This is a genomic window from Acinetobacter sp. YH16052 (assembly GCF_013417155.1).
Lineage (GTDB): Bacteria > Pseudomonadota > Gammaproteobacteria > Pseudomonadales > Moraxellaceae > Acinetobacter.
Map to the genome: position 1 here is coordinate 62,165 of NZ_VPEO01000015.1, position 17,286 is coordinate 79,450.

Consider the following 17,286-nt stretch of genomic DNA (forward strand, 5'->3'; position numbering starts at 1 on the left):
TAGGTAATAAAAAAGCCCGCTTTACGCAGGCTTTTTATCCGAAAAATTTAAACTATAGAATTAGCGTTTAAATTTCTTCTCGGCTTTCTTGAACTTCTGTACATAACGACGTTTACGCGCAGCTGCACGCTCATCCACTTGAGACTTACGGCCTTCAAACGGGTTTTCAGAAGTTTTAAACTCGATTTTAATCGGTGTACCTTCAAGCTTGTACACTTTACGGAACACGTTTTCCAGGTAACGACGATAATCCGCAGGAGTTTTATCCACCTTGTTTCCGTGAATCACGATCGTTGGCGGATTTTGTCCACCCATGTGTGCATAACGCATTTTAATACGACGACCCTGAACCATCGGCGGTTGGTGGGCATCTGTCGCATCATTTAAAATCTGGGTGATTTTTGCTGGTGACACTTTCAAACGAGATGAATCATAAGCACGGTGAATCGATGGATAAAGATCACCCACACCCGTTCCATGCAATGCAGAAATCAAATGTACTTTGGCCCATGGAATAAAATCGAAGCGACGCTCTACATCGAGCTTACATTGCTTACGATCATATTCAGTCATGTTATCCCATTTGTTGACTGCAATGACCATGGCACGACCCGCTTCAAGCGCATAGCCAATCAAATGCAAATCTTGCTCAACAATACCATCACGCGCATCAACCACAACAACAATTACGTTGGCATCTTTCATTGCCTGTAAAGTTTTAACAATCGAGAATTTCTCAATCATTTCATCAACTTTACCTTTACGGCGCACCCCTGCAGTATCAATCAGGGTGTATTGACGGCCATCACGCTCGAATGGAATATAAATCGAGTCACGTGTTGTACCCGGCTGGTCAAATGCCACCACACGCTCTTCACCGAGCAAACGGTTCACCAGCGTTGACTTACCGACGTTCGGACGACCAATAATCGCTAAACGCAGACCCGTGTTTTTGTCATGCTCTTCCGGATTTTCATCTTCCGGTACATCAGCAAGTACATCTTCCAGCATCTGCTGAACACCACGACCATGGCTGGCTGCCACTTGTAGCGGCTCGCCCATACCCAGTTTGTAGAATTCAACCAGGGCAGCTTCAGCATGTACGCCATCAACTTTGTTGGCCACCAGAAAGACTTTTTTGCCTAAAGTACGCAATTCACGGGCAATCTGTTCATCAGAAGCCAGCAGTCCGGCACGCGCATCAACCACAAAAATAATGATGTCGGCTTCATGAATAGCAGTCTTGGACTGCTCTGCCATGTACGAGTCAATCCCACCTTCATTTTCGCCAATACCGCCAGTATCGACCACAATGAAAGATTTATTTTGATAAGTTGCATCGCCATATTTACGGTCGCGTGTCAGACCTGCAAAGTCTGCCACCAATGCGTCACGGCTCTTGGTAATCTGGTTGAACAGCGTTGATTTTCCGACGTTCGGACGACCAATGAGCGCAATTACGGGTTTCATAGAGTAACCTTTATTCAATATCAGGCGTCAAAGTGGCCTGAACATCAGAAAGTATAGGAAGATATAAGGGGGAAATACCCTAAATAAAAACACGGGGCATTGATTTTTCAATCACCCCGCGTTCACAAAAATACGGTTGTGGCTAGTTTAGCATAAGGCTCGTTAAAATTAACGGTTCTGCCAAATGCTTAATGCGCCCTTGCGTGTGGAAACATACAGCTGGTTGTCGATGACGCGTAAGCTACGTACTTCCCCAGAGGTTTTCGAACGACCAGTAATCTGTCCGGTACGCGGATCAATCAGGTGCAAGACACCATCCAGATCGCCGACTACAAGATCAGTACCCAGCATCACCGGATTACTTAACTTGCGATTCAGCAACTGGTCATTTTCCCAAAGCGGTTGACCCGAGGTAATTTCAAAGGCTTTGATTTTGCCATCGGTTTGCGCCACAAATACACCATTGCCCACAACTTCTGGACGCTGGATACTGCTGGCATCTTCACTCCAGACCACCTGTTGTGAAGCTAAATCCAGCACAGTCACCTGACCTTGATAACTGGTGGTCACCACAAACTGGCCTGCAACGACCGGTTCCCCGTCAATATCAACCAGACGCTGGATATCAGAACGCCCATCCGACACTGCGACACGACGCTGTAATTTTGGCACACCGCTTAAGGCATCCAGTGCATAGATATAAGCATTGGAAGATGCAATCAGTACATTACGAGCATCTAATGCAACAGGTGCAGCCATGCCACGCAGGCTGAATTGTACATTAGGTAAGTTATAAGTCCAAACTTGCGCACCCGTCGCAATTTCATGCGCATATACGGTGCCGTCATTGCTGACACTAATGACCCGCCCTGCATGAATCAGTGAAGGCGCCAGTAAAGCACCCGTCAATTGCGCAGTCCATTTCTGCTCGCCGGTTTGTTGATCTAGCGCAAACAGCTGACCTTTCTGGTTGCCGACGACAACAAGACCTTCGGCAGCTTCAACGCCAGAACTTAAATTGTCTTTGCTGACTTTCTTCTGCCACAGACGCTGTTTGCCTTTAAATGCAGACACTTCGCCTTTCGGGTCAATCGCAAAGACCACGCCATTGTCTGCATCCAGACGTAAACGCAACGGATCAGCAGCATCTGTTGACGCCACACTGGTGGAAAATACAGGGACCAGGGTTTTGGCTTGGGTCAGTTTTGGAAGTGGATTCGGTTTTACTTCTGGAACTTTAGTGGTTTTACCTGCACAGCCAGCCAGTGCAAGCGTTAAAACAGTCAAGGCACAGGTAATTTTGTATTTTCTATTCATGCAGCTTCTTCCGCTTGTGTTTCTATAATTGGGCGTTCGATTTCTGGATCATCGACTAACACGCCTACGCTTTCGAGCTTAATTTGTAAAATCTGACGTTCTTCTTTACGTTCAATCAAAGCATCCCATGCACTTTGATATACTTTTTTCGCATTTTCAATATCATTTTTGGCAACATAGATATCGCCACGTGCTTCATCGGCAGTTGCTTTAAATGCAGCTTCAGTCACTGCTTCTAAAGTTTTCAATGCAGCATCATATTTTTTCTGTGCCAGTTGCGCATAGGCCATACGAAGTTTAACCACCTGAACCAGGCCTTTATCATCTACTTTCGAGTTTTCAACTTTCTGTAGTGCTTTCTCGGCCGCAGCATAATCTTCTTTGTCATAAGCCAGTTTCGCCATGACTAACTGGGTTTGAATCGCCTGAGCTGAGTCAGGCGCTTCCTTGACAATTTTGTCCGCAGTTTCAGACAGCTTGGCAAAACCATCACCTTTCGATGCCTGTGCATCATCCATCAACTGCTGAACCTTGGCAGTGTGCATTTGCGACTCTGCCAGGTTTTTCTTCTGCCAATATTCCCATCCAAAAAAGGCAATCAGCGCAATTAAAATCCCGGTAATCATCGAAGAACCATATTTCTTCGTAAAGGATTTTAAGCTTTCAAACTGTTCATCACCACTCATTGCGCTCATGAGATTACCCTTTTCCTAATGTTTTATCGATTATTTTGAAGAAATTTTAGTACTAAAAAATGCAACGAAGTCCGTAAATGGTACATTCGATTGCTCTGCGGTTGCCAGCTCTTTCACAGTAAACGCCTGAGCTTCCAGTTCACGTTCACCCAAAATCGCCGCATACAAAGCACCGGCTTGATCAGCCTTTTTCATTTGCGATTTCATTGAACCCTGTGAGCCTACTTTCAGACGAACCTGACTGCCTGCTGCTTCAAGCTGATCACGGATCTGCTCCGCAATGACCAAAGCTTTACCTTGAGAAGCCGGTTCAGCCACCAGGAATACTTCACAATCACGTGCCCGGGTATTGTCTTCAACCTGTTCAAGCAGAAGCAATAAACGCTCGATCCCCATAGCAAAACCGACCGCAGGGACAGACTGATCTGCCTTTCCTTTAAGTTGACCCACTAGACCGTCATAACGGCCACCGGCACAAACTGTACCTTGTGAACCCAAGTGAGTTGTGGTCCATTCAAAAACAGTTTTGTTGTAGTAATCCAGACCACGTACCAGTTTTTGATTGATCACGAAGCTTACGCCTGCATCAGTCAAATACTGCTGTAACTGGGCAAAATGCGCCAGCGTTTCTTCACCCATAAAATCATGAAGTTTCGGTGCATTTTCCAAGATGCTTTGTGTTTTGGCATCTTTAGAATCCAGAATACGCAATGGATTCGTGGTCAGACGGCGCTGAGAATCTTCATCCAGATCCGCTTTATGCGACTCCAGGAATTCAACCAGTGCCGCACGATATGCTGCACGCTCATCCGACTCACCGAGTGTATTTAACTCAAGCTGAACCTTGTCTGCTACACCCATACGTTTCCACAGACGCGCCGTCATCAAAATCAGTTCTGCGTCCATGTCCGGAGTCGCAACACCAAAAGTTTCCACACCAAACTGGTGGAACTGACGGTAGCGGCCTTTTTGCGGTTTTTCATAACGGAACATTGGGCCGATATACCAGACGCGAGGCGTCGCACCACGCAGCAGATTATGCTCCAGCATGGCACGTACACAACCCGCCGTTCCTTCAGGACGCAGCGTCAACGACTCAGGCGGATTCCCCTTGTCGAGGAAGGTATACATTTCTTTTTCAACGATATCGGTTGCATCACCGATCGAACGTTTAAACAGGTTAGTCTGTTCTACGATAGGCAAACGAATTTGTTGATAGCCATAGGCATCCATCAAACCAGATAGATGCTGTTCAAGACGTCTCCAAGCTGGGGTTTGCGTTGGGAGAATGTCATTAAAACCTTTGATTGCGACGATTGAACTCATGATCTACTCAGGAAAACTTGTACGAATAATTTCTTTAGATTTAGCTTCTTCAAGCTCGGAAACACGTTGACGAACCATGGTTTCGATCTCATCAACCAATTGATTCGTGTCAATTAAATGGCTCTTTTCACCATTACGGTACACTAGTGAACGCGGACTTGCACCCACGACACCAATATCCGCTTCTTTAGCTTCGCCCGGCCCATTGACCTTACAGCCAATGACAGAGACATCCATTGGGGTACGAATATCTTCTAAACGCTCTTCAAGTTGCTGCATCACTGAAATCACATTAAATTCCTGACGTGAACAGCTTGGGCAAGCAATGAAGTTAATCCCATTGGAGCGCAGACCCAGCGATTTCAGAATATCGAAACCAATTTTAATTTCTTCTTCAGGCTCGGCAGCTAAGGAAATACGCATGGTATCGCCAATACCTTCCATCAGCAGGCCGCCCAAAGCGATCGCAGATTTAACCGAACCGGTACGGTAAATACCCGCTTCTGTGACACCCAAATGCAGCGGATTATCAATTTGCTGTGACAGCAAACGATACGCATCCATGGTCAGGAACACATTCGAGGCTTTGACTGAAATTTTGAATTCCTGGAAATCCAGACGGTCTAGAATATCGATATGGCGCATCGCAGATTCAAGCAAAGCCTGACCAGTCGGCTCGCCATATTTCTTTTGAATATCTTTTTCCAGTGAGCCGGCATTCACCCCGATCCGCATGGAAATATCGTTATGACGTGCTGCAGCCACCACTTCACGGATTTTCGCTTCCGAACCGATATTGCCCGGGTTAATCCGCAGGCAGTCTGCACCCAAATCGGCAACTGCCAAAGCAATTTTATAATCGAAGTGAATATCCGCCACCAAAGGTACATTGACCTGCTTGCGAATTTCACCAAATGCCGCCGCGGCTTCCATGGTAGGCACAGAAACCCGCATGATGTCTGCACCAGCATCGACGCAGCGCTGGATCTGAGCAACTGTAGCTGCCACATCACAAGTTTCAGTATTGGTCATGGACTGGATACTGATTGGTGCATCACCACCCACATAAACTGAACCCACACGAATTTTACGTGTTGGACGACGTTTAATTGGATTTACGATCATCGTTCTGCTCTACTCTTGATCTGTTAAGGTGATAAACGGAATTCTGCTTTTCCGTTCACAGTGTAGGGTGACAATGAAATATTTTCATTATTTAAACTGAGTGATACAGCCGATGCATCATCCAGACGAATCTGGAATGGCGCTTCACCATTCAGCTGCAAGCTCGATGCCTGACGGCCAGTTGCCAGAATATTACCCGCCGAGTCGACAATATGCACCGAAGTCGGACGCTTAAAATCAAGTTTCAGCTGATCACCGGAAAGTGCGGCACCTGTATCCAGATTCAGAATCTCGACATTAGAAGCGCCTACTCCAGAGACTTCACTGCTATTTTGTGAATTACTGCTCGACCAATTCTGAATCATGGCAAACAGTGCGCCCAAAATCAGCAAAAGTACCAACGTAATAAAAATGCGCTTTAACCACTTACGATTGCGGTCACGCTTGGAACCTGGCAATTTCCCCATAATTTTGATAGGAGAATTGTTCAGGGCATGATTCGGCAGCAGCCCGGTATCATTGGTATAAATTTCATCAAAACGCTGAATAATACTAGACGCATCTACACCCAGAAATTTGGCATAAGTCCGGTAATAACCTTTAATAAAGGTCGCTTCAGGCAAAGACTTATATTCATCCTGTTCCAGTGCAGTCAGGGTTTTGACCGGAATATTCAGCTCTTTCACTACATCTTCCAGATTGCGCTGCTGATTGATGCGAATCTGGCGCAAGTACTCGCCCGGACGTTGAATATTTCCTAACGCATTTGGAGCTACGCTCGAATGATTCGATGGTGAATTAGGATTTACTTCCATACGGCCTCAGTACTGTACTGTAATTGCAAATAACGTTGGTATTCCTGGCTTTCAGGAAAAAGTGCACGTAACTGGTTGACCAATACCTGCATACCCAACTGATCACCTCCGGCACGCGCAGTGCGAATGCCAATCCAGAGTGCACGGGCACCCTGATTTTTCTGCCCCACACCACGCACAAACTGTTGATACATTTGTGTCGCCGCCGGGAACTGCTGGTTCAAATAAAATATTTCTGCCAACTCTAACATTGAAATATAAGAATCGCGATTGGCTTGCAGCGCCTGTTTGAATGATTTTTCAGCATTTGCTGTATCACCCAGTTTCAGGTAAATCCGCCCCATATTTTCCAGTGCGCGGAATCGCTGATCATAACCCAACGTGGCACCAGCAATTTGAAACTGCTCGATCGCATCATTATAGCGTTCAAGCTGATATAAATAAGTGCCGTAATTATTTCGTGCCTGCGCATTTTTCGGGTCTGCCGAAATCGCGCGCTTGAAATAATGATCTGCTTTTTCGAGATTAAGCTTACTACCTTCCTGTTGCAGTAGCACGCCCATCATCATATTTGCTTGAGAATCACGCGGAGTAGTCTCAAGGGCCTGATCCAGCGCACGTTTGGCTGCATCCAGGTCACCCGTTCTCAGATATTCTACCGCCAATTGGGTACGGACTTTGGTGGCCTTTTCAGGGTCTTTCTGACCCAGATCTGGCGTCTGACACGCGACTAAAACCAAAGACACACATACTGTTGAAATCAAAGCAAACTTTGATGTTAGATTTCTCAACTGGCGACCTCTTATTATCCTTGTGAGCGCATGATCTCATTCGATTGCGCAATTTTCTTTTTCCACTGTTCCGCACGACGGGTGCGGTCAGCGACTTGTCCGACTAACTGTCCACACGCAGCATCAATGTCATCACCGCGTGTCTGACGAATCGTACACACAAAACCGGCATCAGACAAAGTTTTTTGGAAAGAAATAATCCGGTTGCGGCTTGAGCGGCCATATGGCGCATGCGGGAACGGATTAAAAGGAATCAAATTAATCTTGCTTGGCAAATTCTTCAACAGCTTAATCATTTGCTGGGCATGTTCAGGATGGTCATTAACACCATCTAACATCACATATTCAATCGTCACGTGTTTACGTGAACTTTCATTCCCATCTTTAGCAATATAACGCTGACATGCAGCAATCAATTGCTCTAACGGATATTTTTTATTAATTGGAACCAATTCATTACGCAATTCATCATTTGGCGCATGTAAAGAAATAGCCAGCGCCACATCAATATCTTTGACCATCTGATCGATTTTCGGCACCACACCAGAAGTTGATAAAGTCACACGACGTTTTGACATGCCATATGCAAAGTCATCCAGCATAATGCGCATTGAATTCAATACTGCATCGTAGTTGAGCAATGGCTCGCCCATGCCCATCATCACCACGTTGGTCACTGAACGCTCACGCTCAAGCACGGGCATATCTTCCATATAGGAATAGTTTGCCATCCACAGCTGACCGATAATTTCGGCTTGAGTCAAATCACGCTGGAAACCCTGTTTACCGGTTGAGCAGAATGAACAGTCCAGTGCACAGCCCACTTGTGAAGAAATACACAAAGTGCGACGTAAACCACTACGATGTTCTGCCGGAATCAGTACCGTTTCGACGAGGGAACCTTCACCGTCGCCAACACGGAATACCCATTTACGAGTTCCATCTTTGGAATAGTTTTTATGCACCACTTCCGGTGCTTTAATTTCACAAATTTTTTCCAGTTTTTCACGCAGCTTCCCTGAAATATTGGTCATTTCAGCAAAATCAGTCACAAAAAATTGGTGAATCCATTTCATCACCTGCCCGGCACGAAACTTCTTCTCACCCATGTCCTCAAAGAATTTTTCCATTTGCGGACGTGACATGCCAAGTAAATTCACTTTCTCGACAGTATTTGCCTGTGCTGGAGCGGATGGAGTGTGTTGCTGTGGCTCAGAAACTGCTGATACAGCGACTGCTTCAGTACTCATGTGTATTACCTAAACCATGTCTAAAGATGAAAGGAGAAGCTCAATATGTGAGCAAAGAATTATTCAGAGAATAAAAAAACCAGATAAGTATAATAACACTTATCTGGCTTGAATACTGCGAATTAACGAGTACGTGGAGCAATCTCAGTTTGAGCGAAGAAGTAGTTAACTTCACGATCAGCAGATGCTACAGAGTCAGAACCGTGAGCAGCGTTTTCATCGATGCTTACAGCGAAATCTGCACGGATAGTACCAGGAGCAGCTTCTTTAGGATTCGTCGCGCCAAGGATGTCACGGTGAGCAAGAACAGCATTTTCGCCTTCAAGAACTGAAACAACCACTGGACCAGAAGTCATGAATGCAACTAGGTCAGCAAAGAAACCACGTTCTTTGTGCTCAGCATAGAAGCCTTCAGCTTCAGCTTGAGTCAAATGTTTCATTTTAGTTGCAACAATTTGAAGACCAGCTTTCTCGAAACGAGCAAAGATGTCGCCGATGTGGTTTTTAGCAACTGCGTCTGGTTTAACGATAGATAAAGTACGTTCGATAGCCATGATAGGCTCCTTAAGTCAATTGTTGACATGAAAATTTGGCGCATTATACCGAGATAATGCGCATTTTTCTGCTTTTCATCTGTAAAAAAAATGCTTTTTTAAGATGAGGGCTTAGCGTGCCTCGTCAATCCATGCCATTTGAATGGCTTCAAGCAAACCTTCAGTTGACTTGGTTGGATCATCTTCAAACTCAGGCAAGGCACACACCCAGGCGTGTAAATCAGTAAAACGAATCCACTGCGGGTCCACATTTGGATGCGCTTCGTAGAGTTCAATCGCGATATCGAGCGTGTCAGTCCAACGTAAACCCATCTCTATTTCTCACCATAATTGCTTTGATGCTGTACTTTAACAAATCTGTGAAAATCTGCGAGCCTTTGCCCCGGCTTTCACTTATTTTCACAGCATAATATTCAGATAAGGTGCGGTCAGTACAATCGCGATTGCCATCATGCCACCCAGAATTGCGCCAACTGCCACATCACTTGGATAATGCAATCCCAACACCATTCGGGATACTGCAACCAGAACCGTAAAAGGCAACATCAGCATCAGTAATAAAGGTGCGACATAACCTAAAACGGTGGTTGCCATCACGGCATGCAAGGTATGCCCCGAGGGAAAACTGAAATGATCTAGTGGATGTTCACCCAGACGGATCACCTGATGTACCTGATAAGGACGTGGCCGTACGGTTTTAATTTTAAGTACTTTGTAAATCATGGTACCAATGGTGCTTCCCAAAATCAGATAAACAATCTGTACGGTATAGATCAAGCCTTGCATGATCCAAACCAGTATCAGCATGAAATACCAAAATGCACCATTTCCTAAGCGGCTAATCATTTTAAAAAAAGTGGCAATACGGACTGAATGCGAAAAATGATTCAGATAAACACAGCCTTTCAAATCGATTTCTAAAAATTTAATCTTTACATTCTGGAGTTTCACACTGGTGCTCCTTTCTTGTTTTATATCCTGTATTCCTGATGCTGTACCAGTGAATACAGTGCTTGTTCAAATTGCCGGACTGGATATTGCCAGCCTACCTTTTCGGCTTTTTTACGTGCTTGTGCACCCATCTGCTGCAATCTTTGCAGATCAGGCAATCCGAGCATATGCTGGATCAAACCCTGTTGATGTCCAAGTCTGCTCAACCATCCCGTTTCACCATGCTGCACATGCAAATTTGCACAAGCATAATCATAAGCAATCACTGGCAAGCCACTGGCCATCGCTTCCAATACCACATTTCCAAAGGTTTCGACCTGACTGGCAAAACAAAACACATCAGCACTGGCATACGCCGCTGACAGTTTTTCTCCTGTCAAGCTACCGGTAAAAACAATACTGCCATCCTGATTCAGTTGTTGAAGTCGAGTGCGATCCGGCCCATCTCCAACCACCACCAAACGTATATCTTGCTGACGAACTTGACGCAGCACAAAATAGGTTTTGATCAGCACGTCAATTTCCTTTTCAGGAGAAAGCCGTCCGACATACAACATCACCCGGGTCTCGTTTGAAACTCCCCAAGCATAGCGCAAATCTGGTGATCGCCACTTTGGTGAAAATGTATCTGGATCGACGTCTCTGCCCACAACTGCCAAGGGACAAGTTACACCAAACTGATTCAAGGCTTGAGCCGTGCTTCGACTCGGGACACAGGTCAAATCAGTATTATTATGAAACCACTTTAAATAGCCTTGAATTGGCTTCAGTAAAAAAGCCAAATCAAAAAACCGACTAAATTCCTGAAATGATGAATGGAAACCGCTAGAGACTGGAATTTTATGGAATTTTGCAAGCTGCTGAGCTACCAAACCCAAAGGGCCTTCGGTCACAATGTGAATAATATCGGGGGTAAAAGTTTCAACAGCTTGATGGATTTTTAAAAATTGCGGTCTACCAAACTGCAAATTGCTATATTTAGGAATGCAATGCGCTTTAACCAGACATTCACTATGCGGTTTAAAATCGTTACAGGCTTGTCGTTGTTCTGGACGTATTAATAAAATCTTATGCCCCTGTTTTTGTAATCCTTTACAAAGTTGCAATAAAGCATGGGCAACACCATTGATTTCAGGAGGCCAGGTTTCAGTCACAATGGCTATTTTGAGACGAGGACGAGTCAACTCTTCCAAAGGCAGGGTCATTTTTGTTTTTTGCTGTCGCAACTGTTTTAAGTCAAAGCTAATATTTTGAAGTGCAGACATTTTTTTCGATAACGCTGAGGTGCAGGGCTGTTCCATATCACACCTATGTGATTATATTTTAAGCTAAAGTCTAATGCTTATTTATTGCATTTTAATGATATTACCCCCCTTCTCTCATTTTATTCGGAAGTTGATGTACTTATAGAGATATCTAATTAACTTGACTAACAATTAAGAGTAAATTAACTCACCTATTCATAACCATAGCTCATGCCTAAAAAATCCAGTCAGAAAGCTTCAAAATCTGGTTAAAGGACTTAAATAGACCAAAATCCAATTCTCTTTTAAGAGCCAACTAAAAGAATTCAGTAGATAAGATCCACATATAAACTGTCTTTATAAACTCCAGCTGGGGTCAAAGCAGAAGGTTGTTCAGCTAGTTGTACCAATACAATAAATTTACTTAGGCTAGTTGCCGGTTGGGATATCGGCATATTCCAACGGGATGAGGTCGCCCCAGAAATATACATTTGTGTTCTTATTTTATGATTGTGCTCATTAACCAAATAACTACTGCCATTAGTGCTGGTTAAGTTTCTAGAATTAAATTGAATAGCATAACTGCTATCACACCTTACGATAAAAGAAGTCGCAGCTTGGCTCAGATAAGAGGAGTTCAATTTGAGTTCTGATACTGTCGATCGATCAATCTGACAACGTTGGGCATGACTTAGACTGGTCAATAATAGAGAGAACACAAGTACAGTAAATTTAAGTTTCATTATTTTTCATCCTTTATTTACAGATAAGCGTAGATAGTCCGCTTTCTTCTTTTTGATTTTCTGTAACCGTCAATTGTGCAAAGCAAGTTTTAGATTCGGTGCTGATGATTTTAATATTGTAAGTATTTGGAATAAGCCCATATAGAGTGACCGTACCGTCCGATGAGATAGGATAAACCTCCCCACCATCATTATCGATATATAACTCTGAACCGGCTGTGAATTTATGATTATTACTATCTACAGGCAAAATCGTGACCTGTTTTGTATTATATATAGGGAAATTAATAATATACCCCCGCTGATCTAAAGCAGTAAGCCTCTTGGTTGCATAAGGAATCTTAGCTTCGACTGGTAATTGATTCTGATCAAAACCAATATCATAATTTACATAAGGAATAATATCATGAACAAAGGTATAGCCTTTCTTATTCGTTTTATCTACTACAGATAAAGACCTTAAAACATCGACATCCTGATAATCTCCCACACTAACAACAGAAAATGCATTATCAACCAACTTGGTAAAATTGAATTTATTATTAAGAAAAACAACCGCACCACGATAGTTTAATTGTGATTCAGACTCATTATCTCCCTCTATATGATAAAAACCTAAATCCCCAACATCTGTTTTCAATCGCCCATTGAAATTATATAGTGTTTCATCTTCGAGTCTATTTACACCTGTTTCATAGTCAAATCCAACCTGATTAGGATTACTTTTTACAAATTGCAATTTAGTTCTTTCATCTGTTGAATGACTAAAATAAACTGCTTTATCATCATCAAAACTATAGCTAAGTGATAAGACAACTCCAGAATCCCGATCATCACCAAATGAGCTAAAATAACTCAAACCTAGGCTTCCCTTCCTACCTAGCCGACGATTAAACCCTAAATTTAAAGTTTTACGATCATTTTGAAAAAATGAAGGAATCTCATCTTCCACGCGCATTTCTTGCTGATGAAAACTCTGGGCAGCATAATTCAAATAAATATTATGCAAGAGAGGAATATTGCTCATTCCCCCATAAATTAAATATTCATACTTAGGATAACTATAAAAATTATCCAGGTCATCACCTAAATATTTAAAATCTCTTTCTGTATATTTCGCACTTGCACCAAGTGAAACTCTTCCGAAATCCTTTGCAGCAGATAATCCATATGAATAATTAAAATTATTAAGTTCATCGTGTGAAGCTTGAACTACACTATCCAAAACCAAATAATGACTAATAGCTTGAGTCCATAGAAAGCCTAAATTTTGCAAGTCTTCGCTATAAGAAAAATTAGAACCAAGTGTTGTCCAATTAGATACCCCATAACGATAATAAAGGTTAGAGAAAAAATTACGATAGTCATTACTTTCTATATTATAGTTATAACGCAACTTTCCTAATGAAACATTATATTCACTAAGATCAGATCTTAATAGCCGATTCGTCACCAGAATAGGAAAACTTTGTACACTCCTATTCCCTAATACATCTTCAACAATAATTTGTGCATTTCCTGCCTGTTGAATTTGTGCACCAGTTTGAAGATTGAAATCACCAGGACTGACTCTTTGGCTATATATACTTACCCCATTAATATACAAATCAACTGTAGAAGGAACACGCGCACTTCCCTGTAAGATTGGAGTATTCCAATAAATAAAATTTGGTCGCTCAGTAAAATTAGTTCCCCAGTTTAAACCGGCAAAACGTAAAGAATTAATTAATGGATTATATACTGTAGTTGTATCTCCTAAAGTAAGCTGAGTCATACTTTTAGGAAATTCAAAGTCAATACTAGTGCTGAGTCGAGTAAAATACTCATTCAAAGGATGATTATAATATGCTATTGAGTTCTTAAAAATCCAATAGTCTTTAAAGACACCCAGATCTGTCAGGCCGTTATATAAAGAATTCGTTTCTCTGTCTATTTTTGAATTTAAATAGGTAAAATCATAATTTACGAAACCTCCAAAACTGGCTCTCTCTGGCATAGTCTGCAACTGGGAGATCTGTGTACTTGATTTAAACAGTTGGGTAGGTATGGTGAGATTAATTGTTTGCTTAGAGGCATCGAAATTAGATTGAATATTCCGGTCCGAAATAAGACAAAACTCATCCCGAGAAGCCATTTTTGATAATTTAGATATATCAATATCTCGTTCCGACAATATATTGCACTCTATGTAAAAATTATCATCACTTTTTATTAAAATAATATCTATATTATGATCAAGCTCGTTTATCCAAAGATTAGCAAAAAATTCATCATCAGGATTCTGGTTAGCATTAGCATTACATAAGAATAAAATATTAACTAGAATAATTATTTTTCTATTTAACTGCATAATATAATCCTTAATTATAATTTTAATCCATAAGCTTTAACTCTATTTCCTCATGCGACTTATCTGTCATTACTTTAACAAAATAATTACGAGGATTATTTATTTTAACGCCTTCCAACTCATAAAAAATGCTCTTATCTTTAAGTGCATATTTCATATTATTACTAGTAAAAACTTCTTTCTTATTAGAATCTAAAATTTGTAACTTTGAAATTTGAATATGAGATTCTGCTTTATTTTTAACTATAAGCTTATCATTCTCAATATTAAAATTTAATTTTAAGTTATCTTGCTTTCCAATAAATAATGGCAGGTTAAAATTCATCAAGAAAGTAATAGATGATTCTTTTACAGGTTGAGGTAATTCCTCAATTACAATGCGCCAGGCACCCTCTTCCCGACCATCCAATACAGATACTATTGGACGATTAAAACCAACACGTATAACTTGTTTCCCATTAGGTTTTAAAATAAAATTTCTTGGATTAATTATAAGAGTATCATCCTTCTCCAACACATCTTCACCTTTATCATTTTGATCCCATTTAAATGCTTTCACCTCAAATATCTTTTTTTCTACTTCATTTATAGACTCTAAAGTAAGTGTTGTTGTTTTTTGTTTTTTATCATTAAATATATACATTTGCACTGGATCAATTGCAACATCCGCCTTCCCGCCAGAAAAATAAAAAAAAGATAAAAAAAATAATATAGTTGTTTTTCTCATATTATAATTTTCCATTTAAAAGTATAATGAGGAAACCTAACCCAACATAAATATCAGGTTAGGTTGATTAAATAAATTAGTAGTAAGCTTTAATTAGATAGCGATCGGTATAATTACCTGCTAACTGTGTAGCATCAACTGCAGTATTGGTAACTGCAAGTGTATAATTATCAACTGCTTGACCAGCATGATTTGAATTACCAAATGGAACAGCACCTGCAGCACCTTGTTTAGTCGTCACAATTGTTGTAGCAATTGTTTTAGATGCATCTGTTTCATGTTTAACAAACGTAGTATTATTAGCACCGGCATTTGCAGTTTGTAAATTTAGAACATAAGGGGTATTTGTTGTAATTGAATAATTTGTAGTTTGGGTTCCACCAGCAGCAGATAATACTATTGCATTTCCACCAGTTAAAACACATTTCTTATTAATTTTAAGTGAAATTGGAATTTCTTTTTCACAGCCTAAAGTATTACATTTACTCCAGTCAATTGGTGGTTTAGGAGGATGATAACCACCTCGAGCTGCTTCATCTTCTGCAAAAGATGCCGTAGAACAAGCACCAAGAACTAATGCCGCTAATGCCGATTGTGTAATTTTGTTCATGATTTTCTCCATTTCTTTTTAATAAAAGAATATGTATATGTAGTTATTTTAACGATTACGCTTTAACTCTTATTATTATGAGTAAAGTTAAGTAACCGTTAACTTATCTTATTATCTTTGACCTAAAAATATGCAAAAGTTTATTATTCACAATACTACTCTCTATTTTTGGTTTTTTATTTGTTTTAAAAAATTTAATCCTATACTTATAAAAGGTTAAGACAAAAAATAAATTGATACAATTTAAAAATATTTCTAACTATGTCAAATAAAAAGAATAAAATAATCTTTAAATTTTATAAAAAACAATTAAACCACTAATTTTATTATTTTTTTATAATTTACCTTAACTTACAAAAAAATAAAACAAAGTTACGAAATTTACAAATAGTTGTAAATTATGCAACTTTATTTAAGAAATGTGTGATTTTGTCGAAACTTTTGCTTTCTTTTTCACACTTCAAGACTTTTCTTAGCTATGAAAAACTTTCTAAAAAGCAATAATTAATATAAATTAACTAAAAAACAATATGTTAATATACAATAATCTTCTTTCATAAATAAAAATTGAACACTATTTTGCTTAATATTCGTCCTCTAATTTTCTTGGCATTCGTGCCTAATTTATGAATGAAACACATCGATTCAAAAAGTTTTCAGAAACACAGTTTAAGCGATATACAGGCATATCATGGTCAACTTTTTATTTAATGGTTGATCAATTGAAGAAACATGTTTTAACTCAAGGCAGACCGCCCAAGTTAAGTATTAAGGATCAGATTCTGCTCTGTCTAAGCTATTGGCGAGAATACCGAACCTTATTTCACGTTACTAAGAGTTACGGAGTTTCAGAGCCAACAGCCTCAAGAATTGTAGGTCATGTCAAAGATTGGCTGATCAAGTCTGAACTAATACAATTTATAAAAGAACTCTAATATATGAACCGCTACCACAATTACAGCTATTTAATCTAAATCAACTGAATTAATAATTTTTCTTTTTAAAGACCATGTTTCTGTATCAACTAAAACAGTGAATAATTCAATATTATTATTCCGACTAAATTCTTTTAACTGTAAAATTTTAGGAACTTTATAACCATCGATTAAATTATCATACTTCCTTCTTTGATCACGATAACTATTTTCCCCAAGATATATCTCAACAAATGCATCTGATGGGATGCTTTTTAAGTGATGTGTGCTTAAAAAACAGGAGGGTTTAACTTGGTAAACTATACATACTCATTAGGAGTTTACCATGAGCAAGAAACAGAAGACTTACACCGCAGAATTTAAAGCTGAAGCCATAAAAGCCA

The 17,286-nt window shown here is 40.5% G+C and carries 17 protein-coding genes; 1 reads left to right on the forward strand and 16 read right to left on the reverse strand.

The window, feature by feature from the left end; translation table 11 throughout:
* Positions 1–60: 60 nt before the first annotated feature.
* From der to FTV42_RS11385, 16 genes are all read right to left on the reverse strand, one after another.
* Positions 61–1,470, reverse strand: coding sequence for a ribosome biogenesis GTPase Der (der, locus tag FTV42_RS11310; protein WP_004278348.1), 1,410 nt, complete (start codon positions 1,468–1,470; stop codon positions 61–63).
* A gap of 168 nt (positions 1,471–1,638) precedes the next feature.
* Positions 1,639–2,787 (reverse strand): outer membrane protein assembly factor BamB, encoded by a 1,149-nt coding sequence (gene bamB, locus FTV42_RS11315; protein ID WP_005103251.1) that lies wholly within the window; start codon positions 2,785–2,787, stop codon positions 1,639–1,641.
* The gene (locus FTV42_RS11320; RefSeq protein WP_180038808.1) at positions 2,784–3,482 is read right to left on the reverse strand and encodes a tetratricopeptide repeat protein; all 699 of its coding nucleotides are present in this window, start codon (positions 3,480–3,482) and stop codon (positions 2,784–2,786) included. The genes bamB and FTV42_RS11320 overlap by 4 nt, the downstream gene beginning before the upstream one ends.
* A gap of 30 nt (positions 3,483–3,512) precedes the next feature.
* Positions 3,513–4,808: a histidine--tRNA ligase gene (gene hisS, locus FTV42_RS11325; RefSeq protein WP_005103249.1), complete on the reverse strand. Its 1,296-nt coding sequence runs from the start codon at positions 4,806–4,808 to the stop codon at positions 3,513–3,515.
* 3 nt (positions 4,809–4,811) lie between these two features.
* Positions 4,812–5,933, reverse strand: coding sequence for a flavodoxin-dependent (E)-4-hydroxy-3-methylbut-2-enyl-diphosphate synthase (gene ispG, locus FTV42_RS11330; protein WP_180038809.1), 1,122 nt, complete (start codon positions 5,931–5,933; stop codon positions 4,812–4,814).
* 23 nt (positions 5,934–5,956) lie between these two features.
* Entirely contained in the window at positions 5,957–6,748 is a 792-nt protein-coding gene (locus FTV42_RS11335; RefSeq protein ID WP_180038810.1) for a DUF4115 domain-containing protein, read from the reverse strand.
* Complete coding sequence (gene pilW / locus FTV42_RS11340) at positions 6,739–7,539, reverse strand: type IV pilus biogenesis/stability protein PilW (RefSeq protein WP_005261820.1); 801 nt, start codon at positions 7,537–7,539, stop codon at positions 6,739–6,741. The genes FTV42_RS11335 and pilW overlap by 10 nt, the downstream gene beginning before the upstream one ends.
* A 14-nt stretch (positions 7,540–7,553) precedes the next feature.
* The gene (rlmN, locus tag FTV42_RS11345; RefSeq protein ID WP_180038811.1) at positions 7,554–8,789 is read right to left on the reverse strand and encodes a 23S rRNA (adenine(2503)-C(2))-methyltransferase RlmN; all 1,236 of its coding nucleotides are present in this window, start codon (positions 8,787–8,789) and stop codon (positions 7,554–7,556) included.
* Positions 8,790–8,911: 122 nt separating this feature from the next.
* A complete protein-coding gene (gene ndk, locus FTV42_RS11350) occupies positions 8,912–9,343 on the reverse strand; it encodes a nucleoside-diphosphate kinase (RefSeq protein ID WP_004647460.1) in 432 nt (143 codons plus the stop codon).
* A 111-nt stretch (positions 9,344–9,454) separates the two neighbouring features.
* On the reverse strand, positions 9,455–9,655 hold the full coding sequence (gene iscX, locus FTV42_RS11355; protein WP_180038812.1) for a Fe-S cluster assembly protein IscX: 201 nt from the start codon (positions 9,653–9,655) through the stop codon (positions 9,455–9,457).
* A gap of 87 nt (positions 9,656–9,742) precedes the next feature.
* Positions 9,743–10,294, reverse strand: a complete 552-nt coding sequence (locus tag FTV42_RS11360; protein ID WP_180038813.1) for a phosphatase PAP2 family protein — start codon at positions 10,292–10,294, stop codon at positions 9,743–9,745.
* A gap of 20 nt (positions 10,295–10,314) precedes the next feature.
* Positions 10,315–11,595 carry a glycosyltransferase family 1 protein gene (locus tag FTV42_RS11365; protein WP_180038814.1) on the reverse strand — a complete coding sequence of 427 codons (1,281 nt, stop codon included), beginning with the start codon at positions 11,593–11,595 and terminating at the stop codon, positions 10,315–10,317.
* Positions 11,596–11,864: 269 nt separating this feature from the next.
* Positions 11,865–12,281: a hypothetical protein gene (locus FTV42_RS11370; protein ID WP_180038815.1), complete on the reverse strand. Its 417-nt coding sequence runs from the start codon at positions 12,279–12,281 to the stop codon at positions 11,865–11,867.
* Positions 12,282–12,294: 13 nt separating this feature from the next.
* Positions 12,295–14,631, reverse strand: a complete 2,337-nt coding sequence (locus FTV42_RS11375) for a fimbria/pilus outer membrane usher protein (protein WP_180038816.1) — start codon at positions 14,629–14,631, stop codon at positions 12,295–12,297.
* A gap of 22 nt (positions 14,632–14,653) precedes the next feature.
* Entirely contained in the window at positions 14,654–15,358 is a 705-nt protein-coding gene (locus FTV42_RS11380) for a molecular chaperone (RefSeq protein WP_180038817.1), read from the reverse strand.
* A 76-nt stretch (positions 15,359–15,434) separates the two neighbouring features.
* Positions 15,435–15,968: a hypothetical protein gene (locus FTV42_RS11385; RefSeq protein WP_071850440.1), complete on the reverse strand. Its 534-nt coding sequence runs from the start codon at positions 15,966–15,968 to the stop codon at positions 15,435–15,437.
* A gap of 710 nt (positions 15,969–16,678) precedes the next feature.
* Here FTV42_RS11385 and FTV42_RS17825 point away from each other — a divergent pair.
* Entirely contained in the window at positions 16,679–16,903 is a 225-nt protein-coding gene (locus FTV42_RS17825; RefSeq protein WP_373683226.1) for a transposase family protein, read from the forward strand.
* Positions 16,904–17,286: the final 383 nt, after the last annotated feature.